The organism is Paenibacillus anaericanus, from assembly GCF_003994475.1.
GTDB classification, from domain to species: domain Bacteria; phylum Bacillota; class Bacilli; order Paenibacillales; family Paenibacillaceae; genus Fontibacillus; species Fontibacillus anaericanus.
In genome coordinates this window covers 14,676-29,091 of the sequence record NZ_RZNY01000021.1, presented here as the reverse complement: position 1 = coordinate 29,091, position 14,416 = coordinate 14,676, and the positions used below count along the sequence as shown (strand labels likewise).

11 protein-coding genes are annotated in these 14,416 nt (G+C 45.0%); 2 read left to right on the top strand and 9 right to left on the bottom strand.

Annotation, left to right across the window (positions count from 1 at the left end):
* Window positions 1-43: 43 nt before the first annotated feature.
* Together EJP82_RS20680 and EJP82_RS20675 are read right to left on the bottom strand one after the other, a co-directional pair.
* The gene (locus tag EJP82_RS20680) at window positions 44-2,335 is read right to left on the bottom strand and encodes a glycoside hydrolase family 65 protein (RefSeq protein ID WP_127193966.1); all 2,292 of its coding nucleotides are present in this window, start codon (window positions 2,333-2,335) and stop codon (window positions 44-46) included.
* Entirely contained in the window at window positions 2,336-4,642 is a 2,307-nt protein-coding gene (locus EJP82_RS20675; protein WP_127193965.1) for a glycoside hydrolase family 65 protein, read from the bottom strand.
* Between the two features lie 255 nt (window positions 4,643-4,897).
* On the opposite strand from EJP82_RS20675, the gene EJP82_RS20670 reads away from it, so the two are divergent.
* Window positions 4,898-5,662, top strand: coding sequence for a class I SAM-dependent methyltransferase (locus EJP82_RS20670; RefSeq protein ID WP_127193964.1), 765 nt, complete (start codon window positions 4,898-4,900; stop codon window positions 5,660-5,662).
* Between the two features lie 54 nt (window positions 5,663-5,716).
* Here the strand turns inward: EJP82_RS20670 and EJP82_RS20665 are convergent, their stop codons facing one another.
* The 7 genes from EJP82_RS20665 to EJP82_RS20635 all read right to left on the bottom strand — a co-directional run bounded on the left by EJP82_RS20665 (window position 5,717) and on the right by EJP82_RS20635 (window position 11,418).
* Window positions 5,717-5,965, bottom strand: a complete 249-nt coding sequence (locus EJP82_RS20665) for a hypothetical protein (RefSeq protein WP_127193963.1) — start codon at window positions 5,963-5,965, stop codon at window positions 5,717-5,719.
* Between the two features lie 55 nt (window positions 5,966-6,020).
* On the bottom strand, window positions 6,021-6,881 hold the full coding sequence (locus EJP82_RS20660; RefSeq protein ID WP_425464359.1) for an inositol monophosphatase family protein: 861 nt from the start codon (window positions 6,879-6,881) through the stop codon (window positions 6,021-6,023).
* 208 nt (window positions 6,882-7,089) lie between these two features.
* Window positions 7,090-7,860, bottom strand: a complete 771-nt coding sequence (gene fabI, locus EJP82_RS20655) for an enoyl-ACP reductase FabI (RefSeq protein ID WP_127193961.1) — start codon at window positions 7,858-7,860, stop codon at window positions 7,090-7,092.
* Window positions 7,861-7,939: 79 nt separating this feature from the next.
* Entirely contained in the window at window positions 7,940-8,941 is a 1,002-nt protein-coding gene (gene uvsE / locus EJP82_RS20650) for a UV DNA damage repair endonuclease UvsE (protein ID WP_127193960.1), read from the bottom strand.
* Window positions 8,938-9,261 (bottom strand): hypothetical protein, encoded by a 324-nt coding sequence (locus EJP82_RS20645; protein ID WP_127193959.1) that lies wholly within the window; start codon window positions 9,259-9,261, stop codon window positions 8,938-8,940. Before EJP82_RS20645 ends, uvsE begins: the two co-directional genes overlap by 4 nt.
* Window positions 9,262-9,297: 36 nt before the next feature.
* Window positions 9,298-10,395 carry a D-alanine--D-alanine ligase gene (locus EJP82_RS20640; protein ID WP_127193958.1) on the bottom strand — a complete coding sequence of 366 codons (1,098 nt, stop codon included), beginning with the start codon at window positions 10,393-10,395 and terminating at the stop codon, window positions 9,298-9,300.
* Window positions 10,396-10,422: 27 nt separating this feature from the next.
* The gene (locus EJP82_RS20635) at window positions 10,423-11,418 is read right to left on the bottom strand and encodes an amidase domain-containing protein (protein WP_127193957.1); all 996 of its coding nucleotides are present in this window, start codon (window positions 11,416-11,418) and stop codon (window positions 10,423-10,425) included.
* Between the two features lie 244 nt (window positions 11,419-11,662).
* On the opposite strand from EJP82_RS20635, the gene acnA reads away from it, so the two are divergent.
* Window positions 11,663-14,389 carry an aconitate hydratase AcnA gene (gene acnA, locus EJP82_RS20630; protein WP_127193956.1) on the top strand — a complete coding sequence of 909 codons (2,727 nt, stop codon included), beginning with the start codon at window positions 11,663-11,665 and terminating at the stop codon, window positions 14,387-14,389.
* Window positions 14,390-14,416: the final 27 nt, after the last annotated feature.

Here is a 14,416-nt window from a genome sequence, read left to right as displayed (position 1 = left end):
CTTCAGAATCATTTCGCTCTCTCCGCTATGTCGCTTTGTTTACCTAGGTTTGAATTATACAATTGTAAGGGGCGGTAATTTCTTGTCCGCCTGGGACGGTGATTGATTGTCCACAGATTGTGAACAGCATCGTATTTGTGTTATTTATATGCGATGTAATGTGGACTTCTTCCTTACTTACACATACTTTATAACTCTGACCTCGGACGCACAGCGGGAACTCAATCGCTGTCCATTTCTCTGGTAGTGCTGGTGAGATGATAACATCATCTCCTTGATAACGTAGACCCGCGAAGCCAAGCACTGCAGCCATCCATGCCCCGCCATTTGCTGCTGGATGTGTTCCACCGATATACAAATCTCCGACGTACTGCTTGGATTCACCCGTCAGGTCAATCGTCGCCGTACGCATGAAGTATGGATAAGCCCAATCCGGTGATCCAATATCTGAAGCCACCAATGCATAAATACATGAGCTCAAACTGGATCCATGTTCTGTACGTGGCTCGTAAAATTTCCAATTGGCCTGCTTCGTCTCTTGATCAAAACGATCTTTGAATAGATGCAGCATGAGGATGACATCGGCTTGCTTCAATATTTGGGTAGTCGTTGCGAGACCATTTCCCCCGCCAAGATATTCATTCTTGTTCATTATTCTTGATTTCAACTCGGTTAACGAGACGTCCTCCAATTTAAAATATCCGTCAAATTGTGAAATCAGTTTATTATCTTGATCTGGTTGCGGCACGTATAGATGGTCGTACATATGGGAGATTTGTTCTAAGGTTATTCCATCCTGTTCCTTGCTTAGTATGATTTCATAACGTTCAGGATTTTTATTCTGTAAATACTTCATCACTTCTATCGTAACAAATAGCGTCTGTTTCACTAGCATATTTGTGAATGCATTGTTGTTCACCCGTTCGTGATACTCATCGGGCCCAGTCACATCTAGTACCTCATATCGTTCTTTACGCGAGTTGTAGTATGCATAAGAATAGAAGAACTTTGCACATTCCCAGATTACTTCTGCACCTCCGTCTAACAAGATGCTCTCATCACCTGTGAAGGTATAGTACTGCCAAATTCCGTGTACTACATCCGCGCTAATATGAACTTGCTTGTCACGGAAATAGGTACGCATCGGACGACCTGTAAACACATCATTGACGTTAAATAGCGTACAGGCATCATCTCCTGTCTCTTGGCTCTCCCATGCATAAAATGCACCCTCAAAACCATATTCAGCAGCCTTTCTACGAGCTCCGTCTAGCGTATGAACCCTATACATCATCAGGTTACGAGCTACTTCAGGCTGAGTATACAGAAAGAAAGGAAGCATGAACATTTCGGTATCCCAGAATACCGCACCCTTGTAAACCTGTCCCGATAATCCCCTAGCAGGGATCGATACCTTCTCCGACTGTTCTGGAGCGATAATATGCAATTGATACATACTGTAACGCAGTGCATGTTGTGCTTCCTTGTCACCTTCAATGGTGACATCCGACATTTCCCATTTACGATTCCAAATCACAGCTTGCTCTAAAAAAAGTTGGGCATATCCGACTCTTAAAGCTTCCAAGCTAGATTGCACAGCTGCTAAGCTTATATTCTCTACTTCATCCATTCCTGTGTATACCGAAACATATTTAGTGAAGGTATACTTTTCCCCCGCTCGGTACTGAACTACAATTTGTCTGTAGATGGATTGTTCCTCAGTAATGATCGTCTTCTCACCAAAATTACATTCAATTGCTTCTACTACTGATACGGGTTGGTTCAATTCATGCGTCCAGCCTTTCATTACCAAGCAGTTGTCTTCCACTTGACCAACCATACGCTCCAAATGAGGACCATTAATATCCCAGACATCCCCATCGATCCCTGTAGTAATCAGCAACTCACAATCCTTACTACAATGAATCGTGATTCTATTTACGATCAAATGCAGTCGTTCTGCACTACAGAATCGTTCTGATAATACCGTTACTCGGTTATCTCCCTTTGCACTAAAAGTTGTCTTACGACGATGGAGCCCATGCTGCATATCTAATTCCTGCTCATGCTCCAGCGGCTCGGCCTCTAATACACTTAGTACGCTTCCATCACATTGTATCCTCGTAAACAAGCCATTCGGGGCATTTACCGGCTCACGCCACTTATCCCCTACTTTGTCATACAAACCAGCCAGTGTCGTTGCCGTTAATTCCGACTTCGTAAATTCCTCCATCGTTCCTCGATAACCCATGTATCCGTTACCGATCATGAATTTGTTGCTATTCGTCGTTATCCGTTCCTTACGGAACCCATCCTCTCGTACGATCCAGCTCACTTATCGTCCCACCTCTTCCAGAGCAATCTCAATGCCGGAATGATCCACGTTATAAGTGTGATTGTATATCACAAGTTCTACAGCTTCCCCAGACAATGCCCGAATGAAAGCACGGCTTTTGTTTACCTCGACTACTAATTTCGTCCCCTTAAAAGTGATAGGGAAGCTGTATCCTTCCCAACGTTCAGGAATACTTGGACTGAATACTAGTCGATCCCCGTCTGAACGCATCCCGCCGAATCCATAAACGATATTCATCCAAGCAGCCGAAATAGATGTCGTATGGAGTCCCTCACGAGTATTGCGGTTATAGTTGTCGAGATCCAGTCTTGTAGCAAATTCAAAAAATTTGTAAGCCTCTTCCGGTTTGCCGATTTCCGCTGCAATGATCGAGTGAATCGACGGAGAGAGTGAAGATTCGTGAATACATCTCGGTTCGTAGTAATCATAGTTGGCGCGTTTCTCTTCCACGGAAAATTGCCCGCTATATAAGAACATGAACATCAGCACATCAGGTTGTTTAATCATGTCATACCGGTATAACCGATCGTAAGACCAATGGGAATAGAGCGGAAATTCTGTAACAGGAATAGAATGAATATCGAGATGCGGCATATCGAAGAACCCATCATGTTCTTCATAAATACTCGTCTCATCATCTTTTGGAATCCGCATATGCTCAGCACAATTTCTCCAATTAGCCTGTTCTTGCTCAGTAAGATTGAGGCGCTGAACCAACTCACTGAACGACGTACCCTCCGCTTCATGCATATTGTCGATTACATCCAACGTATATTCGAACAATTTTTTCGCCATGAGATTAATGTAGCAATTATTGTTAACCATGAGTTGGAACTCATCCGGACCCATGACTCCATAGTATCCAAATTGCCCTGTCTTCTGCCCCCATTGACCCCGAGTAGCGTAGAAACGACTAATTTGAATGAGCATCTCCAGACCTTTTTCATATAGAAAAGATTTGTCTCCGGTTATATTGACATAATGGCGAATGCCATAAGCAACCGCCGTACCCACATGCAATTGCAAGTTAGAGTGCTGCCATAGATCACAACTCTCCGTCCCGTCAATGGTCGCAATCGGATAGAACGCTCCTTCACAATCTAACTCTCGCGCACGTTGTAACGCGTAAGGTAGTGATTTATATCTGAATTCAAGCAAGCTCTTTGCTGCCTTCGGATTGTTAAAAATATAAAACGGCAAGCAATACGATTCCGTATCCCAGAATGCTAGTCCTCGATAGGCTTCACCAGTCAAACCTTTAGCCCCGATGTTAAACCCAGGATTATCACCGTGATAGGTCTGATACATTTGAAAAATACAAAAACGGATTCCCTGTTGATTCTCAGGATCCCCTTCAATCTTGATATCAGAGTCCGCCCACACACCACTCCAGTAGTTAACTTGCTCTCTAGCTAATGAATCAAAGCTTACACTCGGGTGAATGTGTTGTGCCGCTAACTCAAGCCCCTTATTCCACAGAGTATCCTGATCTGTTGCCACATCTTTCTCTGCATAGTTAATCACAAATTTATCGAAAGTTGACTTCACGCCTTGTTCCAAGGGTAATCTTACGTCCAACCCTATGAATCGATCACCTTCTATGGCCGTTGTCTCCAACGCCTTTGGGGCATCAATCTGGAAACCAGAGAATAGGCGATTCTTCGTATGAGTAGTTTCCCCGAGGATTCCTATCACCCCATTCTCTTGCCCTTGCTGAAGGACCTCCCAATAACAACGACCCTGGTCTTCATGGATCACTGAGAAATCCAGTCCAGTCCGTACCTCAACTGTGCCAGAGAAATTCAGTGGTTCAAACACGATACGCTGACAACCAAGATTAGATACATCCATACTAACGAACCGTTCAAATGATAACTTTAACGATTTTCCATTCTTTAATTTCCATATGAATTCTCGGCTGTAACTGCCACTCTTGAAATCTAGTTCTCTTCGATAATCGCTGAATTGGCATTGCGCCATATCTAACGTTTCACCATCAACTGTAATCCGTGTATACAACCAATCCACTGCATTCACCATGAATCGCAGCGACTTAATAATACCTTTGTAGTGTGCGTTGACTTTGCTCTCTTCGAACAAACCGTTGAAATAACTACCCAGCAGCGTATCCCCACCATACCCTTCCTCAGGATATCCTCTGACTCCCATATATTCATTACCTAGTGAGAAAATAGATTCGGACACTCGATTACGTTCTGGATCGAACCCCTCTTCAACAATCTTCCATGGATCCACTTTTAGGTATTTGTCAGCAATTTTCGCCATGGTCCGCCCTCTCCTTATGTATATTTAATAGGTTCTCATAACACGCTTCCAACTGTTCCTATCCAGATTATCCAAAACATGACCTCCTTGAAATGTCCAACTCTAATTACCTTATGTGCGTTTGTACGAATTTCTATTTACGGACCTGGTGTGGATAGGAATAACCTATAATCTCTATTCAATCTATATATTTAAACAATCGATATTCTTATGCCACAATAGACTCAATCTAAATGTAGAAGGAGTGATTGGAAGATGGGATCAAGTCATGTTTGGAAGCCAACATTGTATGATGAGAAATTGGGGTTTGTTTCTAAGTACGGTAAAGGTGTAGTGGAACTGCTGAATGCACAGCAGGGAGAACAAATTCTCGATTTGGGATGTGGAACGGGGGATCTAAGTCATGAAATTGCCCAATCAGGAGCCTATGTTCTGGGGATGGATTATTCAGCACAAATGATTGAACAGGCGAGTAACAAATATCCTGAGAATGATTTCAGAGTTGGCAACGCTGAACAGTTTACGCTTGATCAACCCGTGGATTCCGTCTTCTCAAATGCTGCCTTACATTGGGTGAAGAATGCCTCGAGTGTGGTAGCTTCTATATGGAATGCACTAAAGCCTGGTGGACGTTTTGTAGCTGAATTCGGAGGTCAGGGAAACTGTGATACCATCGTTAAGTCCATCTATGGGGTACTAGGAGAGTACGGGGTCGATGCGGAAGGGTTGAATCCGTGGTATTTCCCAAGTATTGGTGAGTACAGTAGCTTATTAGAACAACAAGGATTTCGTGTAACCTACGCGGTTCATTTTGATCGTCCAACATTACTACAAGACGGAGAAAATGGTCTCTTGCACTGGCTCTCAGGATTAGCAGCTGATGAGTTCTTTCAGGGATTCAATGCAACGGAGAAAGCGTTCATTTTTGATAAAATAAGCCATGCATGCCGAACCTCGTTATTCCGAGACGGAGCTTGGTATGCAGATTACAAACGGTTAAGGATCGTAGCGATAAAATAAAAAACGCCCCGAAAATTCGGGACGCCTTCATGCTAGTGGGACTATGGGCCTCGACTATTCGGAGCCCTTGTCCTCATGTTTGGTTTTCTTTAAATAGTTATCATAGCGATCGTCTATTTCTTTCGCCATGCTTCGATATTTGAGTGTTTCTTCTACAATAGGATCCAACTGCGTCTGGATCCGTATCTCATATTTAGGAGATAAGAGCCTCCGCTCTTCCTCCCGGCGTTCTTCCACACTACGGTTATCCCCATCCGCCAGCATCTCGCTGAGCTCTCTTTCCAGTTCTTTCTCTTCGCTCATCTTATCTGCCACTCCTTCTGGTTCTAATCTTTTCATGTGTCACTTGCCTAAATACTTATAATCCCGTTGCGTCTGCTGCGCTTAGAGTTTCCAGCAATTCCGCATGAATTTTACCATTGGTAGCTACCAAGTTACGTACCCCAAGATGATACGGATTACCAGCAGTATCACTTACGACGCCTCCTGATTCTGTAACAAGCAGTACACCTGCCGCTACATCCCAAGAGTTCAGTCCTACTTCATAATAGCCACTAACGCGCCCTGTCGCTACATAAGCGAGATGTAGAGCCGCGGAACCAACTGCGCGAAGGCTACGAACTTCCCCTGACAACGCCGTGATTCCTTTCATATTTACCGGAAGTGCAAAATCCCGGTCAGGATTAAACCCAATCGCAAGGATACTATCGCTTAGGCTGCCATCGTTAGATACTTCGGACTTTTTACCATGAATATAGGCGCCTTTGCCCTTCTCTGCTACGAATAGTTCGTCCCGAATCGGGTCATAAATTACTCCAACTATGACTTCCCCTTTATATGCCAACGCGATCGATACACAGAAATATGGGAATCCGTGAACGAAATTGGTTGTCCCGTCAATCGGATCTACAATCCATAAATATTCAGAATCTCTCACCTCAGACAATGCCTTCACCGCAGCCGCAGCTCCTGGTGCTACATCTTCCTCTCCCAGAATATCGTGATCTGGAAAATGCGTAAGGATAAGCTTACGAATCATCAGTTCGGCTCCCTTGTCAACATCGGTGACCAAATCCTGCGCGGAGAGCTTCGTATCTAATTCTTTAACCAATCCAAGCCTACTCTTAATCCACTCTCCCGCCTTTGACGCACAATTAATCGCCACGGCTGTTGGACTTTTACTGCCTACCACATAAGGAACTTTCGTTTTAGAATCCAATGGTTTCACTCCACCTTCTATACTATACTTTTCCCTCAGATATTATCCTTTTTAAAACTATACGCCCCATGACAAGCAAAGTTGCGTCGTTTTCCCCCTGTTCAGTCATAAACAGGCCGCCCTTATTCCTACCTTATCTAAACAAAAAGTCCGTAACCAGGGACTTTCCTCCCCCATGTAAACGAACTTCATCTCTATGCTTAGCTTATTATACACCTACAATATTAAATCCACCGTCAACGAAGATAACTTCACCGGTAATACCGCGCGAGAGATGACTCATTAAGAACATCGCCGTATCGCCTACTTCTGCCGTATCTGTTGTCTTTCGCAAAGGTGCCTTCTCTTCAACCATCTTCAGAATGGAGTTGAATTCGCTGATCCCTTTTGCTGCCAACGTGCGGATCGGTCCTGCAGATATCGCATTATCTCGGATGTTATTAGGTCCAAGATCGTTCGCAAGATAACGAACCGAGGCTTCAAGCGCTGCTTTGGCTACACCCATGACATTATAGTTACGCATAACGCGTTCAGCGCCCATGTAAGTCATTGTCACAATACTGCCGCCTTCGGTCATGAGTGGAGCAAGTCGCTGCGATACCGCCACAAGTGAGAATACACTAATGTCATGCGCTAAAGCGAATCCATCCCGGGACGTCTCTACAAATCCTCCAGCCAAATCATCGACTTTAGCATAGGCTATGCTATGCACTAGTCCGTGCAACACACCGAATTCGCTTCGAAGAGTTTCCGCAAGCTTATCGATTTCCTCATCCATCGCTACATTACATGGCAGAATGAGTGCATTCGGGATATTCTCTGCTAGTTTACGAACCCGACTCTCCACTCGTTCACTCTCATATGTAAATGCCAGGCGTGCGCCTTGCGCTGCCAAACTTTGTGCAATCGCCCATGCAATGCTGCGCTCATTGGCTACGCCCATAACGATAATATTCTTTCCAGCTAATAAATCACCCATGAATGAACCTCCTCAAATTAACACCTTCATTTTGTACAACTTACCGTATTTCCCTTTATTTTTCAAGATAAAGGCTGTGCTAAGGTGTAATTCGAACACTGGCTTCATCCACAATCTCCACGCCATCTCCTTGATATTTGGCCAGATCTCCCATCAAGGCGAACAACGCACCATCTTTCAGCTTCGCTTCCAGCATCACATCCACACGCTCTGTCATTGGGGCGATCTGTCGAAGAAACTGCAGTAGAGGTCCAACGATAACATGATCTGCATGTCCACGCGGGTCACTTGCACTCTTGGGACTAGAAGCATGAATCTTCGGTGGTAGAGGATCATTCATGGGTGAATCCGCCTGTGCATATGGAGTGCTCCATGTTTTTAAGATCCTCGGCCACAAATCACCGGGATCTTCCCCTTCGTTGTTAACCCATTGATGATGTATATCGAGTACCATCGGAATACCTAAATCCTCACATACCTTAAGCGTTTCCGGGGCATTAAAGGTTTTGTCATCGTTCTCAAATGTGAGCTGTTGTTTCATCTTCTCCGGAAGATTCCTCACAACTTCCCTAAACCGCTCTGCTGCTAAGGGCTTGTCCCCGTAAGCACCACCGATATGGATATTGTTTTTCGCTCGTCCATCCAAGCCCATAGCAGCAAACATCGCCATATGATGTTCTAAATCGCGTATTGAACTCTTCAGAACCTCCGGGCGCGGGGTGCTGAGTACAGTGAAATGATCTGGATGAAAGGATACTCTCATCCCATGTTTCTTAACAAAATCCCCGACCTTAGCAAAAGGCTCCCGTAATGCCTCAAATGGGTTCCAATCCACAAGTGACAAATGAGTTGCTAATGGAACCAATTTGGACGAGAAACGATAAACTTGAATATCATGAGCAAGACTATGCCTAAGCAGCCGCAGCGTATTGTGTAAATTCTCCGTGGATATAGTCTCTAGTCGGCGCAATCCGGCTTCCCGGTCGGCCAGTCCACTGAACGTCTTAAACGTCATCGTCTTAGATGGTGAAGCATTCCCCACTACTGTAGACATCGCGACATACCCAAAACGGACAATCACTCAGCGTCCACGTCCCCAAAGAACATCTCATACGCAAGTGCCGTCTGCATCGCAGATTCTTCTTCCGTCAATTGACGAACAAGTTGTAGTTCCACCGAAGTTACTTCTTTACCATTAAAATTAATCTCCGCAACACTAGCTGTTATTTTTACGATAGCCACAGCCTTATTTTCTGGAGTATACGCAATTACTTTTTGTCCCGTAGGGAAAACACGCAGTCCATCCTTCAGCATTTTGCCGCGTCCATATTCTAGTAGTTCATAAAGTTCTTGCTCGTTTTTAAATTTACATACCGAGTTGAATTCCGTCTGAAAGCCCATGATCATCGCTTCCTTTCTCTCTTGGGATAGAACTACCTATTTTACACCATTCTCGAAATCAAGATTCTGACGAGACTCATAACGTTCAAGCGCTAACCCAATAAGCCGGTCAAGCAAAGCTTCGTAAGAAAGCCCTGTTTCACGCCAAAGCAGCGGATACATGCTAAATGGGGTGAATCCCGGCATCGTGTTCACTTCATTAATCCAAATCTTCTGATCCGTCTTGGTCACAAAGAAATCAGCGCGGCACAAACCACTCCCTGCGACCGCTTTAAAAGCTGTGATTGCCAGATCACGTACACGATCCGCCAGTTCTGTATCCAGTGGTGCCGGAATCAACATCTGTGATTTGCCATCGAGATATTTAGCCTGATAATCATAGTATTCCCCAGAAGTTACGATTTCCCCAGGAACAGACGCCTGCGGCTCATCGTTACCAAGCACGCCTACCTCAACCTCACGAGCGTCAACGAATTCTTCGACTAGAACTTTTACATCATAACGGAAGGCAAGCGCGATCGAGTTCAACAATTCCTCTCTAGTTCTTGCTTTGGAGATACCAACACTTGAACCTAGATTGGCCGGCTTCACGAAGCAAGGATACCCTAGTTTCTGTTCGATGTCTTGTATCAAAGCATGACTACCATTTTTCCATTCTGAAGCGGTGAAATAGCAATACTTACATTGTTCAAGTCCTGCGTCGGCGAACAATTTCTTCATGACAACTTTGTCCATACCCGCTGCGGAGGATAATACACCTGCCCCTACATACGGCAAGTCTGCCATTTCGAATAATCCTTGAATCGTGCCATCTTCTCCATAAGTTCCATGCAGCAGCGGAAAAGCTACATCAATCGCAGCTTTACCAGACGCTAGCTTTCCAAATAATGATTGAATAGCAGCCGTAGTATCACCAGCGCCCTCTTCTAGCTTTAGTTCTTCTAATGCAGCGAATGGCCCGGATAATTTGGTCCCTACTCTCCATTCTCCCCGCTTTGTGATGTAAAATGGAATGAGTTCATATTTATCATAATTAAACGCTTTGGAAACCGCAAAAGCCGTCTGTAGTGACACTTCATGCTCTCCCGATTTGCCGCCGTAAATCAACCCTACGTTCAATTTGTCCTGTACCATGGGTAACATCTCTCTTCTATATAATAGTCAGAACCAGTCCGCGATATGGAAAAAACGGTATACGGTGTTCTCGGTCCACGCATAAGAATCCTTGTAATCCCAGTAACGATGTCTACTTGGTGTAGTATGAGCGTTTACTAGAGGCATTCCTCCTGCGTCAAATGCAGTGACGATTGTACTGTGCTGGTATGCGCCGTCTCCATCCCAATCATAAATAATAACGTCTCCTAGCTGAAGCTGTTCCGGTCGATCCACCACTTCTGCCCGCAACCCAGATCTGCTGTGTGTCAAATGACGTTCTAACCCACCGGCAACGGCCCAACTGAAGCTCCAAGCTTCTTTACCGTTAACATATCCCTTGTACCACCAGCCCGATTCTCTTTTTCCAGTATAGTTTATTGGGGCACCGCCTGCAAAGAGGCATTGCGAGATAAAATGGGTACAATCCACTTCAAATGTGGAGAATTCTGGATTGAAATCATTCCACCATTTATCCGCGTACTGAACCGCATCTTTCCGTCGATATGCTGTACTTCGAGCCACCCCACCTAATAGCTCTTTATTTAAAAAGGGACTACTTGGGCCATTTTTCGAATCTACGTTCTCAGTTTGATAGCGCGGCAATATAAATGAAGCATGTCTCTCCGGTACACGATGTTCGATCCGAGTTATGAACCAATCTTCTTCATCTCGCACCAGCGTCAATCGTTGTTCTTCGACCCGCTCCTCCTGATGCCTAGCACCACCTTTGTTGTAGTATGTTGTCCGAAAAAACTGTAATTCAACTTCAATCTCACCTTCACGGTTTTGTATTTCACGAATGAGTTTGGCCCGTGTCTCATTCCGTAACGGTACGGCTCTTCTCTCTTTGTACCATTGATCCAACCTATGTTTCCGTCCACCACGACTCATCAAATATTCTAGATCGGTAACTACTGTACTTTGGCTCCGAGTTCCATAGTCGATCTCATCTTGATTGTACTGGTTCACATATATAGACAGTGTATTTCTCCAACCATCCATCAACGACCGCCTCCTTTACTATCTTCCAAATTATATGAGCACGGAGGGCTCGGTATGTTCCTTAGCACTGCGAAAACGGATGGGAGTGAATTGTCTTGAAAGCCTATTTATTAGCGACAATTGGATCATTTTAGAGGTTACTATGAGTCAAAAAGTTCTTTACTCACCGACAGGAGGACGGTATACTGAATATAGTGAGTTTTTTGAAATTGTGTTTCACGTAGTGAAACAAGGAGGTTCGTTTATGTCAACCAAAGATTTCTTCTCCAATTGCCGCACGCTAGAAGTAGGCGGGAAAAACTACCGCTATTACGACCTGCAAGCTCTGGAAGAACAAGGGCTCGGTAAAATTTCTAAATTGCCTTTCTCTATTAAAGTACTGCTTGAAGCTGCTGTTCGCCAATTTGATGGTAGAGCCATCACCCACGAGCATGTGAAGCAAATTGCCGGCTGGGGTGAAGGTCAAGATCAAGACGATAGCAAAGAGATTCCATTTATCCCCGCTCGAATCGTGCTTCAAGACTTCACAGGAGTTCCGGTCGTTGTAGATTTAGCTGCAATGCGCGATACCGTGAAGAAAGCTGGCGGAGATCCAAAACAGATTAATCCTTTGGTTCCTGTTGATCTCGTAATCGATCACTCTGTCATGGTCGATGCTTTCGGTACTTCGGAAGCATTGGATTATAATATGAATATTGAATTTGAACGGAATGAAGAGCGTTATCGTTTTCTTCGTTGGGCACAGACTGCATTTAATAATTTCCGTGCCGTACCTCCGGCTACAGGTATCGTTCACCAAGTTAACCTAGAGTATCTAGCATCCGTAGCTGCAACTAAGACGGTAGACGGAGAAACTGTAGTATTCCCTGATTCACTCGTTGGAACGGATTCTCACACAACGATGATCAACGGTTTGGGCGTTGTAGGCTGGGGTGTAGGAGGAATTGAAGCCGAGGCTGGTATGTTAGGACAACCATTGTACTTTGTAGCACCTGAGGTCATTGGTTTTAAATTGGTAGGTAGTCTTACTGAGGGCGCAACAGCAACTGACCTTGCTCTTACCGTAACGGAAATGTTACGTAAGAAAGGTGTTGTCGGTAAATTCGTAGAGTTCTACGGACCAGGCCTTGCTAATATCGGTCTAGCTGACCGTGCTACGGTTGCTAATATGGCACCAGAATACGGCGCTACAATGGGTTATTTCCCAGTAGATGATGAGACACTGGCTTATCTTCGTAGCACAGGTCGTACAGACGAGCAAATTGCTCTCGTGGAAGCCTATTACCGTGCACAAGGTATGTTCCGTACAAATGATACAGAAGATCCACAATTCACCGACTTGATCGAACTAGATCTTGCTTCGGTTGTACCAAGTCTTGCAGGACCTAAGCGTCCACAAGACCGCATTGAACTTACTCAAATGAAAGAAAACTTTAACTCAATTATCCGCACACCAGTTGAAAAAGGTGGATATGGTCTCACTGATGAGAAAATAGCCCAAAAAGTAACTGTGAAACACCCGAATGGTAATACGAGTGAATTCGGTGCGGGTGCAGTTGTCATCGCCGCTATTACAAGTTGTACGAATACATCTAACCCTAGTGTTATGGTGGGTGCTGGACTACTGGCGAAGAAAGCTGTAGAACGTGGACTGAAAAAACCAGACTATGTGAAGAGTAGTTTGACACCTGGTTCCCTTGTCGTAACGGAATACCTGAACAAAGCAGGACTCATTAAGCCGCTCGAAGAGCTTGGCTTCCATGTGGCTGGCTACGGTTGCGCTACCTGTATCGGTAACTCAGGTCCACTTCCAGACGAAGTTAATGCAGCTATCGCAGACAACGATCTTACTGTCGCCGCTGTCCTCTCCGGTAACCGGAATTTTGAGGGACGCGTTCACGCACAGGTGAAAGCCAACTATTTGGCCTCTCCTCCACTCGTTGTTGCTTATGCGTTAGCAGGTACAGTCAACATTGATTTGCAAAATGATCCTATCGGCTATGATAACAATGAACAGCCGGTATATTTGAAGGATATCTGGCCTTCTTCTGCTGAGATTAAAGAAGCTATTAACCAATCGCTCAGCCCGGAAATGTTCCGCAGCAAATATGAGAATGTATTCACTCAAAATGAGCGTTGGAATTCCATTCCCGTTCCCGAAGGTGAACTGTACGAGTGGGATGAGAACTCTACCTACATTCAAAATCCGCCGTTCTTCGAGAAAATCGGTGAAGGATTACAAGATATTGCCGACATTCGCGGAGCACGCGTTCTTGCCCTACTTAGCGATTCCGTAACCACTGACCATATCTCTCCAGCCGGTAGCATTACGCCAACTAGCCCTGCTGGTACTTATCTGAATGATCACGGGGTTGCTCGTAAAGACTTCAATTCCTATGGCTCACGTCGTGGTAACCATGAGGTGATGATGCGCGGTACCTTCGCGAACATTCGTATTCGGAACCAAGTCGCTCCAGGTACAGAAGGTGGCATCACGAAATACTTACCTACGGATGCGCTAATGTCGATCTACGACGCTTCGATGAAATATCAGGAAGATGGACAGAACCTAGTAGTTATCGCTGGTAAAGAATACGGCACAGGCAGTTCCCGTGACTGGGCAGCCAAAGGAACTTATCTGCTTGGCGTAAAAGCCGTCATTGCAGAAAGCTTCGAACGTATTCACCGGAGTAACCTCGTTGGTATGGGCGTTCTTCCGCTCCAATTCCAAGAGGGCCATGGTTGGAAAACCCTTGGCATCGATGGCACAGAGACTTTCGATATTGTCGGTCTCAGCAACGATGTGAAGCCAGGTCAAGTTCTGACTGTTATCGCTACCCGTGAGGATGGCACACAGTTTGAATTCCCAGCAATCGCTCGTCTCGACAGCATGGTCGATGTGGATTACTACTACAACGGTGGTATTCTACAAACCGTACTCCGTCAAATGATTCAGGGTGTAGTGAACTAATTACAGTTCAGAGGCTAATTAAACAAT